A 17,912-nucleotide genomic window follows, 5' to 3' on the forward strand; every position below is an offset into this window, starting at 1 on the left:
GAATGGGAATACCGCAATGTTTGGTGAAAATCTGGGCAGGCAAACCGAATCGATCAAACAATCGATTCTCAGTTATCTGTGGGACAACCAACTGGCCGTCGGCGACAAAATTCCGGCCCAGGCGGAGTTGTGCCGGCGTTTCAACGTCGGCTCCACATCGGTTCACCGGGCGGTTCAGGCGCTGGGGGCGGACGGCGTGCTGGAGCCCCGCCGCAATGTCGGCGTCTTCGTCAGGGAAGCCCGGCCGACCAGCCATCCCGGCCGCTCAATCGCCCTGCTGGTTCTTCAATTTGATCAGTTGTATATGTTTCACTGGACTCTGGCGCACATGCTGCAAAATATTCTGCGGCAAAACGGCTGCCTGTGCACGATGTATCCCTGCCGCCATAACTCGACTCCGCCTGAAAATTCAGATTTTTTCCCCGGCCTGAAATCAGCGATCGGCAAAGGGGCGATCGATGGAGTCATTACGCTGCTTGAACTCGATCCGAAATTGTTGGACGAGTTACGGCAAGCGGGACTTGAAGCGTTTTTTGTCGGTTCGCCGATGAAAATGCCATCCGGCGTCTTCATCGATGTCGGCGATTTTATCCGGCGGGCCCTGGAGGAGCTGCTGGACAACCAGGCCAAGCGCCTGGCGGTATTAGGCTGGATCGGCGAAGTCAATTTCCCGCTGGAAACAATCCTGCAGGAGTTCAATTCCCGCCACCGCGACCTGCCGGAAATCATGCTCTACAAGGCTTACGATTTGGAGGGCGGTCAAAAATTTGCCCGTACGCTGCTGAATTTGGCTCCGGAAGAACGTCCCGACGGCGTGGTGCTGTGTGATGACATCATGGCATTGGGATTCACCTCCGAATTGATCAGACAGCAATGGCGGCGGCAGGAATATCTGCCGCAGATCGTTGTAATGCGGAACCGGCAGATCAAAGTGAATATGCCCTATCGGGAAACCGGTATTTATGAAGTGGACATCCAGGCGTTAAGTGAGCTTGCGGTTTCCACTTTGTTACGAAAATTCCGCGACGGCGATCACTCCGATCACACGATCTGGCTTCATACGGAAAGACTGAAATCCCAGGAAACAAACGAATTCCTGATTTTTTAACCATCAACCATCGAAAGGAAACAAACGATGAAAAAACACAAATTCACATTGATTGAATTGCTGGTCGTAATTGCGATTATTGCTATTCTTGCCAGCATGCTGCTGCCGGCGCTGGGCAAAGCGAAAGCCGCCGCCCAGGGAATCAAATGCATTTCCAATTTAAAACAGATCGGACTGGCCGCCCGTTTTTATTCCAACGATTTTGACGACTACGTCATGCCGGTACTGTGTCCGGTCACCTGGTCGTACTGCATCGGGCCGGGGGCTCCCGGCGATAACGCCTCCTACCTGCAGGGATATGTCGGGTACGAGGTCCTGTTCTGTCCGAGCGCTCCGATGAATTACGCCACCATCTGGGAGGCGATCGACGCCTGGAACCCGACTTACGGCATCAATCACTGTTCCGTCGGCATGGGAGAAGGCTTCGGCAATCCCTGCTATCGGAAAGAGTCCGAGTTCATCAATGCCGGCGGACAACTTTCCCAATTGATCAATTTTGCCGATTCCACGAAACAATTGTTCGTTTCGGTCTGGGGCGGCGTTGATCCGCAGGCTCCCGGTACGGCGCCGGAACAGGCGGTCGGAGCCCGTCACAATCTGCGCGCCAACGCGGTCATGTTCGACGGCCACGCCGAAGCGCTCAATGCCGGAGAATTTGCCAGTTGGACCGACGACGATCCGAATTATCACTGGGTGCCGTGGTCCGGCGACGGTTACTCGCGGCCGCTCTTCCTGACCCGGTGGTGGTAAGCGATGAAGAAACTGTTGATGCTCGGTTTGTCCCTGTGCTGTACCACCGGTTTGCTCGCCGCCGTCGAATTCAGCACTGAAAAGTTGAAACTCGAATTCGCCGCACCGGAAGCCGGCATGGGCCTCACCGGCGTTACCGATCTGGCCTCCGGCCAGAAATTCTTTCCGGCGCCGGCGGCAAACGCCCCGTTGTGGCAACTGGAATTCGCCGGCGGCGAACCGGCGGCAATCAGGCCGCATTCCCACACCGCAGCGGTCACGCTGGCCGTCGACAATCACACCCCGGCGGTTTGCAGCAGCCGGGAAACGGCAATCGACGGCCGGCGCGGCCTGGAGTTGGTCTGGGACCAGATTGACCTCGGTCCGGAAAAAGACGCGCTGCAGGTCGTCTGCCGGATTCGGGAAACCGATGACGGCGAAGTGGAAATGACGCTGCACCCCACGTTGAAGAGCAAAGTGCACACCTTCAATTCCCAGTTCTTCCCGCGCTTCGCCAACGCCCTGGCGACACCAGAAGACGAAGTGCTCTTCCCGCGCGGCACCTTCGGCAGCCGGCTGGTCAGGTCAGCGGAACACGGCACTTATCCATCCGTGGAGTCGCAACTGCAATTTTTCGGCTTCTACCGCGACGGCGCCGGGCTTTACCTCGGCATCCATGACGGCGGGGCGGCCTGCAAATATTTCAAGCTGGACGACGACGGCAGTTTGCAGGTGCAGACCTATGCGGAAAATACGCTGCTGCCGGGCCAGTCGCGCCTGCCCGCCTTCGCCGTGCAACTGGCCGGCAGTCCGACGCCGTGGCACGCCACCCGGCGCTACCGGCAATGGGCGCTGCGGCAGCCGTGGACCCGCAAAGGCAAGCTCAAGGAGCGCCGGGACGTTCCCGCCGCCGCCCGAAACATCGCGTTGTGGGTCTTGATCTGGGGCGATCCGGAGGCGGTCGCCGCCGGCTTCCAGGCTGAACAGCAACATCAGGAGGGAACCCTGGCGCTGCACTGGTATTTGTGGAACCGTTATCCGTTTGATCACCATTATCCCGAATATTTTCCGGTCAAGGACCGCTTCACCGACACGGTGGAGCAATTGCAGCAGGACGGCGATATCGTCATGCCGTACATCAACGGGCGGCTCTGGGATACGACGCTGCCCAGCTACGCCGCCACCGGCCGGCGGGAAGTGACCGTACAGGCGGACGGCACGCCGCGCGAGGAGGATTACAATTCCGGCATCCGGCTCGGCGCCGTCTGCCCGACCCAGCCGAATTTCCGCCGGCTGATCCGGGAGACTTTTGCAACGCTGGTCGAACAGCACAAGGTCAAAGCCGTCTATCTGGATCAGATTGCCGCCAGTGCGCCGGTATTGTGCTTCAATCCGGAGCACGGCCATCCGCTCGGCGGCGGCACCTGGTGGGTGGAGGCCTACCGCGAAATGCTTGAACCGCTGGTCGCCGCCTACGGCGCGGATACGCTGATCACCAGCGAATGCGCCGCCGAACCTTATCTGGATGTCATCAGCGGCTACCTGACCTGGTTTCCGGCCTACAGCAACGATTTCCCGTCGCTGATGGGAACTTACCAGCAATACGCCATCTATTTCTGCTCGCCGGTCACCGCCGAAGATCCCCTGCCCACCTTCCGGGCCGCCGTCAGCCGCTGTTTGCTGTGGAACATCCAACCCGGCTGGCTCGGCTGGCTGCATGGCAATCCGGCCACCGTCGACGACAACCCGGAACGCCGCGGCTATCTCAGCCGGGTGATCGCCTGGCGGCGCGCCGCGGCCGATTTCATCCTGGACGGCGAGCTGCTCGATGCCGTTACGTTTACGCCGGCTTCACCGGAACTGGAGCTGGCATTTCAAACGCCCGGCTACCTGTCGTCACTGCCGCCGGATAAAGTCGGAAAACATCCCGCTTATTACGGGACGCTGTGGCGTTCGGAGAACGGGCAACGGCTGGCGGCGGCCATTGCGAATGTCGCCGACCAGGATTACCGGACCACTTTCCGCTTCAATGCCGAAGCATATGAGGTTATGCCGGAAGGCAAAAACGTCTACGAGCTGAACCAGGACGGCAGTAAAAGGCTGCTGGGGCCGGCCGCAGCTCCGGTCGAACTGGAACTGCCGGGCGGGTGCCTGAAGGTTTTTGTCCTGGAATAACCAGAGCGGCAGCCCGGCGGTGCGCCGGGCTGCTTTTGTTTTATTCTTCTACAACTTCAGGCTGAATCCCGAACGTTTGCATAGGATCGTCACCCCGCAAAGCAATATCGTCACGACAACCGACAGCAACGCGGAACTCCACATCGACATATAAGCCGGATTGTGGCGGAACACCCCGACGCCGATCGTCGTCAGCACCGCAAAGAACAGAAACTGGAAAAGATAGGCGGTCAGCGAAACCGAACCCAGTTCGCGCAGCCAGCGGATCAGGATGAAATCACTGTTGCGAATATCGCAGAGATAATAAAACGGCGCCCACAGCAGGGCAAAAATCGCACCGGTCATGAACATCCACCCCAGCGTGGCGACATTCTTGTTCAAGCCGAACAGGAAACAATAATCGGAATATTCCTTGAGTCTGGCGAACTCTTCCGGATTCCGCTCCAGGCCGCAAATCGGCGTCAGCAGGCAGGTGCACAACGCGCAGAGCAGAAAGAAATGCAGCGTCATTTTCAACATCGCCTTATGATCGCCGCGCCGCGCCAGCATCATCACCCCGACACCGACGCCCAGCAGCGTGATGATCGAACAGCCGCCGACGAATCCGTAATATTCATTGACGATCGGAATCGCGCTCAAATGGCCGGCCCGGCCGACCAGCGTCAGGGCGATCATCGCAAACAGCGCCAGATAGATCATTTCCGGATACTTGCGCAGCCACAGGTAAATCAGACCGGCGCTCATGTAGGCCCACCCCAGCAAACCGATGATCTCCCACCAGCCGGGCGTCAGCCAGCCGCCGTCACTGTTCCGGAAAATCGCCATATAGGCAATCAGGATGGCCGCACCGAGCAACCGCAACAGCAGCGACAAATATTTCGGCGCCTTCTCGTTGCGGATGGTTTGAAACAGCAGGATGATGCCGATCATCACCACCACCCGCCACGTCGCCCAGGCCCCTTCCCCCGGTGCCACGCCGAGCCAATTCCAGAAACCGTGCAGCAGACCGAAATCCCCCATCCTGCCGCCGTCCGGCCCGTTGATCAGCAGGACGCCGATAAACAACATCGAACAGCCGCGCAACAGAATATGCCACAGCAGCCTGAGCCTGCCCTGCGGCATCGCATCGTACTTGCGGAACGCCAGCGGAATGGAAATGCCGATCAGCAGCAGGAACATCGGAAAAATGAAATCGACGTAAGTCACGCCGAAAAATGCGTCATACGGATAAAAATGCCGCATATACCACGGCGCGTCCATGAAACCGAAATTGGCGAAAATCATCAGAACCATCGTCAAGCCGCGCAGCAGGTCGATTGATTCCACCCTCGGCAGTTTCGCCGAACTTTTCTTCTCCTTACTCATTGAACTCCCTCCTCCTTGCACTGTTGAATTTCACGGTGCGCAAAGGCGCCGGTTCCGGCGCCTTTGCCAATTATGCCACTCACCTATTTCCGGCACTGTCCCGCTTCAAAATAACGAACCAGCGCTTCCGGCAGCGGCGGAATGTCCCGCCGGCCGTTGTCGGTACGCATCGAATCATGGGCGAGCACGCCGACCGCCACGACATTGCGGGCCGCCACCGGCGAAACGTTGGTCGGTTTGCCGTCGCGGACGAAATCGATGAAATTCTGCACCGCCTCCGGGTCGGAACCGCCGTGATTGCCGCTCTTTTCCTTGAGATTGTAAATGATATCCGGCGTCGAGCGAGGCCCGCGCCGCGTCCAGACATGCACCTGGCAATTGCCGCTGTCGCCGATGTTTTCCACCCGGCCCCGCGTGCCGATAAACGTGTAGTTCCGCTCGGCATCCGGCGCATAATGGCATTGCAGGTAAGCCGCCTGCGCGCCGCTGGCCAACTGCATCAAGACCATGTTGTGGTCTTCAACGTCGATGACCGGCGACATCTCGGTCTGCGCCAGCGGCGGCCAGTTCTCATCCGACCACTGGGCGCAGCCGGGCTGGTCCGGGGAACGGCGCTGACATTTGTCATAAACGGACAATGAACCCATGCCGACCACCGATTGAGTGTAAGAACCCATCAGCCAGTGCATGACATCCATGTCGTGCGCCCCCTTCTGCAGCAGCAGCCCGGTGGTATTGCGCCGTTCCGAATGCCAGTCATGGAAATAGGCGTCGCCGCCGTAATTGATGAAATGACGGCACCAGCCGGCCCGGATTTCACCGATCAGACCGGAATCGATGATCTCTTTCATCTGCAGCACGACCGGGAAATAACGCATATTGTGGCCGACGAACAGCTTCGCGCCGGTCGCCATCGCCGTCTCCAGCAGCCGGTCGCACCCTTCGATCGTAATCGCCATCGGTTTTTCCAGATAAAGCGCTTTCCCGGCATTCAACACCGCCAGGCCGTGTTCCTCATGCAGGAAATCCGGCGACATGACGAAAACCGCATCCAGCGGCAGCGCCAGCATCTCCTGATAATGCTCGAATGCCTGCGCATCCGGAAATTTTTCCCGGAAAGCGGCAAGCGCCTTTGAACTGACATCCGCTCCGGCGACAATTTCCACGCCCTGTTCCGGATGGTGCGCGTTGAATGCGTGCGCGCCGCGGCCGCCGACACCGATGATGCCGATCTTCATCGTTTTCATTTCTGCTGTTTTTCCTTTGCGTTTTCTTTCAATGATATTTTTCATGACGATTGGTCAAACATCCGTCTTTCAAACCGCCGTCACTGCCCCGGCGGCAGCCATTGCAGCACCCCGTCGACATCGCCGGCGCCGATCACCGCGATCACCAGCGGCCGGGCCGGTTCGTCCAGCAGCCGGGCGGCCACCGCCGGCCAGTCATTCGACACCGCCTGCGCCTTGCCGCCGATCGCTTCGGCCAACTGCCGGCTGTCCAGCGGACCGCTTTCGGTCCAGGCGGCAAAGACCGGGGCGATCAGGCAACTGTCGCAATCCCGGCGCAATACTTCGGCAAACTCCCCGAAATACTGTTGCAGTCGGGCAAAGCGGTGCGGCTGGAACAAAATTCGCAGGTGATGCGCCGGATACCGTTGCCGCAACCAGGCCAGCGAAGCCGCCAGTTCGACCGGATGATGGGCGTAATCCTCGATGACCGCCAGCGCACCGCTTTCAAAATGGCATGTCATCCGGCGGGCGACGCCGGGAAAATCCCGCAACGCCGATGCCGCCGTTTCCGGAGGAATGCCCAGCTCCAGCGCGGCGGACAGCGCCAGACCGGCGTTCCAGGCCTGAAAGCCGGCAAATTTTCCGGCCAATCCCAATTCCGCGACCAGTTGTTCACACCGCTCCGGCCGCAATACCAGCCGGTTGGGATGTCCGGCAAACAACCGGGCAGTCAACGCCGATTCCAGGCAGATCAACCGGCCGGCCCGGCCGGCAAAGGTTTGAAAATTGCGATGCAGCGCCTCCACCCCGCCGACGCTCCAGGCATGATCGCTGTCGACGTTGCTGACGATGCCGATTGCCGCCCGGAAACAGGTATGGGTTCCGTCGCTTTCATCCCCCTCGGTGACGAAAATATCGCCATTGCCGGCCGGGGAAGCCGGCGCCGAGGCGTCATGCAACGCCCCGCCGATCAGATAACCGGCCCCGTCGCCGTAAACTTGGCGGACGATCCAACTCAATTGCGCCGTGATGCTCGTCTTGCCGTGCGCGCCGGAGATTGCCACCGGCCGCCGGTACCAGCGGCCGATTTCTCCAAGAAATTCACCGCGCCGCAGACAACGCAGGCGGCGCCGGCGCGCCAACGCCAACTCCGGGTTATCGGCCGTCACCGCCGAGGAATAGACCGCCAAACCGGCATCGGCCGGCAAGTTTCCGGCGGCGTGCCCCGGCGGAGCGATTGCCGCGCCATGCCGTCTCAAATGGCGCGTTTTTTCGTTTTCGACCAAATCCGAGCCGCTGACCGCCGCACCGCGGGCCAGGCAGATTTCCGCCAGCGGCGCCATCCCGGCGCCGCCGATGCCGATAAAGTGAATCTGTTGTTCGCTGAGCGCTTCCATTTTTTCGTCACTGTTGCTGAAATATCTTCCATATACCTAAATAACATACATGACCGCCGCCGATTTAAAAGCGCCCGCCGTGAGGAAAACAGCAAAAAAAGTCAAAGCCGGCCAACCGCCCCCGATCCATATTTCACCTTAAAAATACCTTTTGCCCGGTTGAAAACCGATGAACCGCTGGCTACATTTATTCCGATGATTTGTCAATGACTCATTCACGAGGAAAAAACATGAATAGAATTTTCAAGTTCTTCGCCGCCTGGCTCGCCGTCCTGACCCTGGTACCAGCGGCAATCGCGGCGGACGAAACGACCGCCTGCTGGGCAACGCCGCTGGCCAACGATCCGATCAAAGCGCAAATTTACCGGCTGCCGAACGGTTTGACCGTCTGTCTCTCCGTCAACAAGGAGACGCCGAACCTTTACACCTATATCGGCGTCAGGACCGGCTCGATGAACGATCCGCTGGATAAAACCGGCCTGGCCCACTATCTGGAGCATCTGTTGTTCAAAGGTTCCAACGACCTCGGCACCATCGACTATGCGATGGAAAAACCGCTGCTCGACCAGATCGACGCGCTTTACGACCGGCATGAAGCCACCGCCGATCCGGCCGAACGCGAAGCGATTTACACCGAAATCGACCAACTCTCCGGCGAAGCCGCCCGGTTCATCATCCAGAGCGAATTCGATCAGGCGCTGAATCAGATGGGCGCCACCGAAATCAACGCCTACACCAGCCTGGACCGCACCGTCTACCTGACCAGTTTGCCGGGCAATCAACTGGAAAAGTTTCTCAAACTGCAGTACGACCGGTTCCGCTCACCGGTTTTCCGCGGCTTCCATACCGAGCTGGAAACCGTTTTCGAAGAATTCAATATGGCGGCCGACCGCCCCGGCTCCCGCTTTTACAGCCTGATCGCCGACAAGCTTTATGCCGGCCATCCTTACGCCCGGCCGGTCATCGGCCTGCCGGAACACCTGAAAAATCCGTCGCCGCGCCGGGTGATGGAGTTTTACCGCCAATGGTACGTCCCGAACAATATGGTCATCGTCCTGGCCGGCGACTTCAATCCGGAACAGGCCCTGAAATGGATCGAGGAAACGTTCGGACAATTCGAAGCCAAGCCGCTGCCGGACCGGAATATTCCGATGCCGCCGCCGATCCGGGGCGAAACGGTCACCACGCTGACCGCGCCGGATTACGAAATGTGCGTGCTGGCCTGGCGAATCGACCGGCCGGACCAGCATCAACTCGACCTGCTGTCGATGGTCAATCAGATTTTGTCCAACGGTTCCGCCGGTTTGCTGGACCAGGATATCACCATCCCGCAAAAAGCGGCCGGCGCCTTCGCCTCCGCCGACGGCAAACCCGGTCTGTTCGGCACTCTGATGGTCGGCGCCGTGCCCAATTCCGATATGACGCCGGAAGCGGTCAAAACCCTGCTCGACGCCGAACTGACCAAACTGAAAAACGGCGATTTTCCGGACTGGCTGCCGGAGGCGATCGTCAAACACATGCGCCTCAAGCTGATCCAGGCGGAACGCAACAACCAATTCCGCGCCGACTGGCTGCTCGGCGCTTTCCTGGACAACATCAGCTGGCCGGACGCCGTCGCCGAAATCGACCGGCTCGGCCAATTGACCAAGGCGGATATCGTCGCCTTCGCGCAACAGCACCTGAACGACGACCGGCTGGTCTTTTACCGTACCGCCGGTCCGCTGCCGCCGATGGAGAAACTGGCCAAACCGCCGCTGACGCCGCTGGCCTTCCAGCCGCACCAGCCGTCCAGATTTTTCCTCGAACTGCTCAATATGCCGGTCGAAGAAATCAAGCCGGAATTTCCCGACCTGGTCAACGGCATCGTCCGCAGCGAATTGGAATTCTCCGGTCAAATTCCCTATCAGGATACCGAATTGACGGTCAAACGCCATGTGCCGGTCCAGAGCGTCGCCAACGTCGACAACGACTTTTTCACGCTGCATTACGTTTTCGCCGTCGGTTCCGACAACGACCGCCGCTGGCCGCTGGCCGCCGCTTACAGCGATGTCGCCGGAACGGAGCGGCTGTCCGATGAAGAATTGAAAATCGAGCTGTACAAACTGGCCGGATCGATTTCGCTTGACGCCGGCCGGGAAAAAGTCACGCTGACCGTCAGCGGCCTGCAGGAGAATTTCGACGCAATCCTGGCGCTGGTCAAGGAAAAACTCACCACGCCGCGGATCAACCAGACTGCGCTGCAGCTTCTGGTCCAGAACATCCTGCTGGAACGCAAGGTGGCTACCGAAAAACCGCAGCAGATTCTCTTCGACGGCATGATGAACTATGCCAAATACGGCCCGAATTACAGCAAGGAGTCCGAGTTGTCCGCCGCCGAACTGCAGGCCATGCCGGCCGAAACGCTGACCGGAATGCTGCAGGAGCTGGCCGGTTATCCGGTTCGCATCCTCTATTACGGACCGGAAGCCGACGGCCAGACCAACGACAAGCTGGATGCGCTCCTGGCGGCGGCCTTCCCGCTGCCGCTGCCGGAAAAGCGGCCGCCGGTCCCGGTCGAATGGCCGGAGCTGGCCACCTCGCAGCGGCAGGTGTACTTCTTTCCGCTGCCCAACCTGCGGCAGGTTCATATGCTGTTCATGAGCCGCTGCCGGCCGTACAATCCCGACGACATCGGCACCCGGCAACTGTTCAACCAATATTACGGCAGCGGCATGTCGTCGGTAACCTTCCAGAAGCTGCGCGAAGAAAATTCGCTCTGCTACAGTTGCGTTTCCAGTTACAGCACTCCGGCGACGCCGCGCCGGCGGCATTATTTCTTCACCTACCTGACCACCCAGGCCGACAAGCTGCCGGAAGCGATCAAGGCGGTGGAGGCGCTCGGATTCCCGATGAACCTGACCGCGCTGGAACACGCCCGCAACACGCTGCTCAAAGCGCAGGCCGCCGAACGCTGGCAGGATGAAGCGCTGCTGGAGCTGGCGGAAACCTATCGGCAGATGGGCCTGCCGCCGGACTACCGGCAGGAGACCTATCAGCAACTGCAGGAGGTGTCCGCGCCGGAGCTGGATGAATTTTATCGTCAGGAAATCGGCAGCGTGCCCAACGTACTGCTGATCGTCGGCGATGAAAACATCGTCGACCTCAAGGCGCTGGAAGCCTTCGGCCCGGTCAAGAAACTCAGTGTGGAAGATATTTTCCCGCAATGAATAAAACCGCTTTGTCCAGAATGATTTTGCGCCGGCTGCTGATGATCGCCCTTCCGGCGGCGGCGGCCGGCATCGTCTTCTATTTTACCCAACCCCGGCAATTCCGGCCGGAACCGGTCGCGCCTTCCCGGCCGCCAACCGTGCCGAGCCATACCGAGTTGACCGCCAATCGCCCCGTTTGGCAGCCGGGAATTTATCGGGCAACCGCTGAATTCGAAGGGCGAACCCTGACGGCAACGGTGACCATCGCCGCCGACGGCAAAATTTCCGGCCTCGCTTTCGCCGGATTAACGCCGGAAGAGCAGTCCGAAGAAGCGGTTCAATCCCTGATCCGCAATGCCGTCGACCGGCAGCTGGCGGCGACCGACGTCTCCCGGGCTCCGGCGCTTTCCCAAGCTCTGCTCCAGGCCATTCGGCGGGCGCTGCATCAGGCCCAATACAACCCTGCCCGGGGAAACGCCGCCGGCGGATCGTCCCCAGGCCGCCAGGAAGAGCCGCTCCGGTATTGCCGCCGGAGCGGTCAACTTGACGGTTGAAAGCGAAACCGCATTTCCCGCCCTATAACGCTTGTCCGCCTTTCGGCGCCGCCCGCAATACAATCTCCTGTCCCGGCGCCAAAAACTGCCGCAGGGACAAGTTGCCGTTCTCCTCCACTTTGCCGGCAAGCGGCACTTCACCGCCTGCACGATACCAGTCCCGGCTGAAAAATTCCATCGAGCCGGGCCCGGCCAGCTCCACCACCACCTGAATATTGTTGACCGGAGAATTATTGACCAGCATCAGGTATTCTATGCCGGCGGCGTCGACGAATTCGCCGATCATCAACGAATCGGACAGTTCGGCGCTGCCGTCATGACCGTCAAACCGAATGTTTTTCACCAGATGGTCCGGCTGGAAGGCGTCAAAACCGCCCCGTCCTTCCGGGAAGAACATCACCCGGGTCGACACCAGCCGGTTGAACAAGTCGCCGTAAAGCCGGTGAAACATCCGGTGGACCCGGCGGATATCGTAGAAGCGCGGAGTCGGCTCCCAGAATTCGTCGATCGGAGAAAGGCGGTAATTTTCGTGCGGCGCGCGCATGTAATAGAAAAACCACAATACCCCGCCGGCTCCGGCGCAAACGGTGGTGTTGAACTGCCAGCGCAGATCGTTGTAATCCGGTTCCCGGTAGAACCAGTGCCCCACGCTGCACAAAGTATTCCAGAACGGCACGGCATGACGCATTGCCGCATCGCGACAGAGTTTCAGGTTCCGGAAATAACCGACGACGCCGTTGGCGTCGGTCAATTGCGCATAATGATCGTAGCAAAGCAGTTTGACCTCCCCTTCCCGGACCACCCGGTCGAGGTATTCCGGCCAGTCGGCGGCACCGACCCGCTGTTCGGCGCCGTCCCACCACGGCAGCAGGTTGATGAACGGCACCAGCTCCGGCGCCAACCGGCGCTGTTCCCGGCTCGTCCACAGGAAGCGGGCGTTGGCGGCGGCATCCGGTTCATCGCCGATGTGAAAGCCGAAAACCGCCGGGTGACTGCCGAACTCATCGACCGCTTTTTGAAAGCCGGCCAGATAACTTTCCCGCGCCGCGCCTTCCGCAACCGCTTCGCCGCGCGGGTCGACCAGGATCAACTTGATGTCGCGCTGCCGCGCCCAATCGAGCAACCGGTGCATCTGGGCAAGCTGTCTTTCATCCGCCGGCTGAAAAGACGGCCCGAAGGTCAGCGTGAAACCGGCATCGCGCCACTGTTCGACATCGCTTTCCTGCTGGTGGGCGGCATGCGCCGGATTGGCCAGATCCAGATAATTCCAGAAACCGATCGGATAACCTGTCACCCGCCAGGCTTCCTTCGCCGCCAAAATCTTTTGTTCGGTTGCCGTCACTTCCCGTCCCTCCAGCCGGCCGGCGGCGCCGAGCCCGATTTCCAGACCCAGCAAGCCGATCGCCAGCCATTGTTTTTTATTCATATCATTTTCCCGTCGTTTTTTCAGGTCCCTTTGCCAGAAAGCATCTGATTTTCAAACCCGACTTCTTAAAAGACGATCTTTTCTTCCGTCGCCGTATTGTCCAGCAAATTGATGAGCCGAACCGTCCATTGTCCCGGCCGCGGTTCGATGCCGTCGTCGATGACGATTTCGGATTCGGACCCCGACTCGCTGAGGCGGTTGCCGGTCGCCGGCTTGAACACCGTTCCATCCGGGCGGCTGACTTCCAGCCGGAATATACCGTCCGGACCGGGATTGGCGATCGTCGCTTTCCAGCCCCGCCCGTCCCGCTTGAGGGTCAATTGATAGGGCCGGGTCGGCGCCGGCAGCAGCGCGAAATAACGGACCGCCGATTTTTCCAACGGAAATTCCAATTGGTCGGTTTGACCGACGAACTGCCGCTGCAGCAGGTCGTAACAGTAATATTTCCGGTCGAAACCGAGGTTCGCCACCCCGCTCCGGTCATTCTCGCCGACCGGCCGGGTGAACCCCAGATAGCGATTCCCGCCATGCCGATAGCGGGCCGATTCGGTACCGGACGGCAGCCGGATATCCCACGGTTCCGGGACCCGGGCCGCTGCCAGCGCCTGCCGGAACAACGCCATGACCGGTTCGGCAACGGCGATCTGGCCGCGCACCGTCCGGTACAGATCGGGCAACACGTTGATCAGCACGTGACCGTCGTGAACGAACAGAATCTCCGGTTCCCCGGCGAGCGCCGCCCGCGCACCGGCCGCTTCCAGGTCCGGGTCGGCCAGTTCCACCCGCAAAGTCCGTCCCTGGAATTCGGCCGGTACACCGCCCCGGACCGGGGAACCGGCATTCCGGACGCCGAACAGCTCCGCCAGCGGATTGTCGGCGCGCGGCACGCCGTCGCTGTCATAAGTGCCGGGCAGCGCGTCGGCAATCAGCTGGCCGCCGGCCTGCACGAACCCGACGACCGCCCGGAGCTGCGCTTCGCTCAACGCCTGCGCCAACGGCAGGATCAGATAAGGCGTGACAGCCGGGTCCAGCGTCTCCAGCTCATCCTGCGACAGGACGGTCGGCGCCTGCTGACCGAGGTCGGCCAGCAGACTGGTCCAACTGCCGAAATTGCTGCGATATCGCCGCAGACGCGACTCGCACTCCTTCTGGTCGCCGGCATCGCTCAGCAGCATCGACGGCAGTGAGAACAGGATCGCAAAACGGCTGGGTTCCCGGTTGGCCGGCAGGGTGGCCGCGTCGACGCCCGACGCTTTGATTTCCTGCAATACCTCCCGGAGCGATTCACCGTACGAACACAGCTTCATATCGCCGTGGCGCAACAGATAACCGTTGGCCCAGTGGCCGTTGGCCCGCAAACCGAGCATGATTTCCCGGTAGAATTTCTCCCGCACCTCCCGGATCGGATTCATATAGCCGGTCCAGTCGCCGATCTGGCTGTGCGGCTGAGTCTGGCTGCAACGCCAGAGATCGTCCATACCGCTCTCCGGCTGGTCGTAACCGGTCACCCGGGCCAGGTATTTCAACGTCTCCTTCCAGTCAAAGCCGGTATAGGGATTGGTCATGATCATGCCGGAAGTCGCCAGCCGTCCGGCGGGGTCCGCCGCTTTCATCGCCTCGAACTGCGTTTTGACCACGCCGGTGAACGGCTGAAACATAAAGACCCGGTGAGCGATCCACGAATTGAAATTCCGCCGCTCCACCGATTCTTCATAAGTAAACGGCCGCACCTCGTCCCAATTCTTGAATTCGGTGCCCCAGACGGCATTCAGGCGGTCAACCGAATCGTACCGTTCGCGCAATTGCCGGCGGAACTGATCCAGGCACCACGGCGAAAAACAGTAATCGGTCCGCCAGTCGCCGATGCCGAGCGATGCTTCGTCCGAAACGTAATAGGCGTTCGGATGGAAATCCCGCAGATTCGCCACACCGCGATAGGTCTTGTCGTAGACCTCCTTCAAATGTTCCGGATCGTTCATGCACGGTTCGCGTACCGGGTTGGTCTGAATTTCCTCCACCGACCAGCCGGACTCCTTGAATAAACCGATCGGCAGATAATTCAAACCGGCCCGCAGGCACGACTCCGCCGAAGCCCGCTGCTCGGCCAAATTGTTCAATTCGGCGTTGTAGCCGATCACCTCGTCAAATCCCATCGCGGCGATGCGGGCATGATAGGCGTCGGCAAAATAATTGGACTGGGTTCCCCAGGCGATCAGGACGATGTCGTCGGTCGGCGGCAACGGCGTCGTCCAGCTCTCTTCCCGCCGGTCGACCAGCTTGCCGTCCCAGGACAATTCGGCGGTAATCGTGCTCAGCACCGTTTCCGGCAGCGCTTCCAGCGCCGCGCGGAACTCGAACTCCGGCGACAAATCCTTCAGTACCTGTTTATAAAGCAGCCGGCCGAGACGGTCCTGAATACGAAGCGACAGTTGCGCGCCGGCCAGGTCGCCGCGCAATCGGAACCGCCCGGTCACCGGTTGACCGGAATCGAACGATTTCTGCGTCAACGTGAAATCGGCAATCGCGCAATGCGCCGGCCGGTTTTGAACCGCCGTGTACCAGTCGGCGGTATGGCCGTCCACTTTCAGCCACAGATTGAAGAAATAATCGCCGTCCAGCAACAACTTTTCCGCCGGCAGTGCCAGTTCCAGCGAATTGCTTCCGGCCTGCAAAGCGACCGGCTGACCGAATTCGGCGACCGCCCGGCCGTATTTATCGCGCGCCTGGCAGAACAGCGTTGCGCCGGTCGCCTGCCCGGCTTGAACCGTACCGGTCAGCCGGTCGCCGTCCGCCGTCAATTCAGTGATTTCCGGCTCCGGACGATCCTGTCCCGCCCAGCGCAACGCCCGCAACAACTGCGAAAAGTGATAATCGTAATAATTGAACCGGCAATCGGTTCCGAATTCCGGCCCCGGAATCAGGCCGTAGCTGTCGATCATCCACTCCAGCGGATTCTGATTGAGACAGTAGTTGATTGAAACGACCGTCCCCTTGCCGCTGCGATAGACCGACAACGGCAGCCCGTCCGGCGCCGATTCCCGGATGATGGCCGGCAGCTTCCGGCAGGGAACCGCCCGGTTGAGCGCCTGCGACGCGGCAGGGTCGTATTCCAGCGGCAAACCGGTCTCGGCCAAACCGTCCGGCGGATCGATATAAATGAAACCGGTTCCCGCCGCCACCTTCTGCCGGATCGCCTCCTTGACTTCGTCCGGTACCGCATACCAGCGGATCGCCGAAGAGATGACGATGACGTCGTAGTCGTTCCGGATGACTTCCCCGGCATATTCCTCCGGCGGCGGCGCCATCCAACTGCGGTTGTCGGAGGCATCGAAACCGAACCAGGTCGGATAACCGACTTCGACCAGCTCCAGGTCGATGTTGCCGCGCAGCGCCAGTTGGCCGTTGTCGTAATGGCTCCAGGCGGTGGCGAACAGCAAGACCTTCAACGGCCTGGCGACATCCGCCGCCCAGCGGATGTAATCAGCCGGATAATCGGTAAAAAATTCCGCCGAACCGGAAACCGCGGCGAATATCTTATCCTTTTCGCCCTTGGCGGCCGGCGGAGCGGCCGGATCGAAGTTGTGTTCCAGCGTCGCCACCGGCGCGCCGGACGGATCGCTCAAAACAACCGTCAACGTCTCCTGGGCCCCTTCTGCCGGAAATTCCAGAATCGCCGGCGCCAGCGCCTTCAAGCTGACCTCCCGGACCGTTTCACCGCTCCGGGCAACCAGCCGTTCGTAATCGCGGTCGCTCTGGAGCCGGATCCGCCATTTCCCGTCGGCCAGTTCGAACGCAGCGGCGATGTGGTTGTCCGCCGCGGTGACCGCCGGACAATCATAAAGCGGCGTCAGCGTGTAATAGGTGCGGAAGATGTAATCGAACAACGGATCGGCCCGCTCGCCCCGGTTCTGGGCGAGCGCCCTGCCTTCCGACAACGGTTTGATCTTCAGCGGCGCGGTAAGATGCTCCAGCGTACTCTGGACCGGCGCGCTCTTCGGCATGAAATGATAGAAATTCTGCAATTTGCCATAATCGGTTTCCAGCAGCAATCCTTCGTTGCGGTCATTCAGGGCGGCACACCAGTCGGAGACCGGGGCGTTAACTGTAAAGTCGCCGTTGAGCTGCGGCCATGCCAATGGCGCAGTCAGCGGCGCACCGCCGTAAGCATCCGGCCAGGAACTGCGCAGGGCGTAGGAATGATAATAGCGCATCGCCGCCGTTCCGGCCGGATACGGCGCATTGACGAACCAGAGCTGGCAGAAGAAAGGCTCCTCGCCCGGATTGTCGACGGCATACTCCACCCGCAGGGAAGCGGAACGGTCGTCCAGGCGATAAGTTTTCACCCAGTGGAGCGAGGTCTCGTTATTTTCCAGCGTCAGCGAACTCGCGCCGTCGTCCTCTTCCACCTTGACCACCCGCCACGGTGAAGTTTCCGCCTGGCCTTCGGTCAATCCCATCGACACGGTGGTATTGATCACCCGCTCCAGCCCGCCGCCGCTGCCGCCGGGTGAAACTTCCCGCTCCACCGCCGTCAGCAGGTCGTTTTGGCCGGGCTGCCGGAAACTGACAATCCGGCCGCCTTCCGACGGGTCGATGCGGACACTCACATAAGCGTTGGACAACTCATACAATGTCTTTCCGTCTTTCTCAAGTTCGGCGACGGCGGCCTGGTTTGATCCGGCCATCGCCACCCCGAAGGCCAGAACAAGGAGAGTTTCAAATTTCTTTTTCTTCATCATGA

Annotated in this window: 10 protein-coding genes; 5 read left to right on the forward strand and 5 right to left on the reverse strand. The window is 60.2% G+C overall.

The features are described from left to right. Window positions 1–16: 16 nt before the first annotated feature. From HWX74_RS00075 to HWX74_RS00085, 3 genes are read left to right on the forward strand one after another with little or no spacing between them, the layout of a single operon-like run. Window positions 17–1,108 carry a GntR family transcriptional regulator gene (locus HWX74_RS00075; RefSeq protein ID WP_176011576.1) on the forward strand — a complete coding sequence of 364 codons (1,092 nt, stop codon included), beginning with the start codon at window positions 17–19 and terminating at the stop codon, window positions 1,106–1,108. 27 nt (window positions 1,109–1,135) lie between these two features. Next, window positions 1,136–1,858 carry a type II secretion system protein gene (locus tag HWX74_RS00080; protein WP_176011577.1) on the forward strand — a complete coding sequence of 241 codons (723 nt, stop codon included), beginning with the start codon at window positions 1,136–1,138 and terminating at the stop codon, window positions 1,856–1,858. 3 nt (window positions 1,859–1,861) lie between these two features. Beyond that, the gene (locus HWX74_RS00085; RefSeq protein ID WP_176011578.1) at window positions 1,862–4,012 is read left to right on the forward strand and encodes a DUF6259 domain-containing protein; all 2,151 of its coding nucleotides are present in this window, start codon (window positions 1,862–1,864) and stop codon (window positions 4,010–4,012) included. A gap of 48 nt (window positions 4,013–4,060) precedes the next feature. Here the strand turns inward: HWX74_RS00085 and HWX74_RS00090 are convergent, their stop codons facing one another. The 3 genes from HWX74_RS00090 to HWX74_RS00100 all read right to left on the reverse strand — a co-directional run bounded on the left by HWX74_RS00090 (window position 4,061) and on the right by HWX74_RS00100 (window position 8,003). After that, the gene (locus HWX74_RS00090) at window positions 4,061–5,377 is read right to left on the reverse strand and encodes a DUF5009 domain-containing protein (protein ID WP_176011579.1); all 1,317 of its coding nucleotides are present in this window, start codon (window positions 5,375–5,377) and stop codon (window positions 4,061–4,063) included. Window positions 5,378–5,460: 83 nt separating this feature from the next. Next, window positions 5,461–6,624 (reverse strand): Gfo/Idh/MocA family protein, encoded by a 1,164-nt coding sequence (locus HWX74_RS00095; RefSeq protein ID WP_176011580.1) that lies wholly within the window; start codon window positions 6,622–6,624, stop codon window positions 5,461–5,463. An 80-nt stretch (window positions 6,625–6,704) separates the two neighbouring features. After that, a complete protein-coding gene (locus tag HWX74_RS00100; protein WP_176011581.1) occupies window positions 6,705–8,003 on the reverse strand; it encodes a Mur ligase domain-containing protein in 1,299 nt (432 codons plus the stop codon). Between the two features lie 230 nt (window positions 8,004–8,233). Between HWX74_RS00100 and HWX74_RS00105 the strand changes: the two genes are divergently transcribed. Both HWX74_RS00105 and HWX74_RS00110 read left to right on the forward strand, forming a co-directional pair. Then, window positions 8,234–11,209: a pitrilysin family protein gene (locus HWX74_RS00105; protein WP_176011582.1), complete on the forward strand. Its 2,976-nt coding sequence runs from the start codon at window positions 8,234–8,236 to the stop codon at window positions 11,207–11,209. Beyond that, window positions 11,206–11,745, forward strand: a complete 540-nt coding sequence (locus HWX74_RS00110) for a hypothetical protein (protein WP_176011583.1) — start codon at window positions 11,206–11,208, stop codon at window positions 11,743–11,745. Before HWX74_RS00105 ends, HWX74_RS00110 begins: the two co-directional genes overlap by 4 nt. A gap of 22 nt (window positions 11,746–11,767) precedes the next feature. Here HWX74_RS00110 and HWX74_RS00115 read toward each other — a convergent pair whose 3' ends face one another. After that, the gene (locus HWX74_RS00115; RefSeq protein WP_176011584.1) at window positions 11,768–13,171 is read right to left on the reverse strand and encodes a hypothetical protein; all 1,404 of its coding nucleotides are present in this window, start codon (window positions 13,169–13,171) and stop codon (window positions 11,768–11,770) included. A gap of 65 nt (window positions 13,172–13,236) precedes the next feature. Then, window positions 13,237–17,910 (reverse strand): beta-galactosidase, encoded by a 4,674-nt coding sequence (locus HWX74_RS00120; RefSeq protein ID WP_176011585.1) that lies wholly within the window; start codon window positions 17,908–17,910, stop codon window positions 13,237–13,239. Window positions 17,911–17,912 lie beyond the last annotated feature (2 nt).

This window comes from Victivallis sp. Marseille-Q1083 (genome assembly GCF_903645315.1).
Classification (GTDB): domain Bacteria; phylum Verrucomicrobiota; class Lentisphaeria; order Victivallales; family Victivallaceae; genus UMGS1518.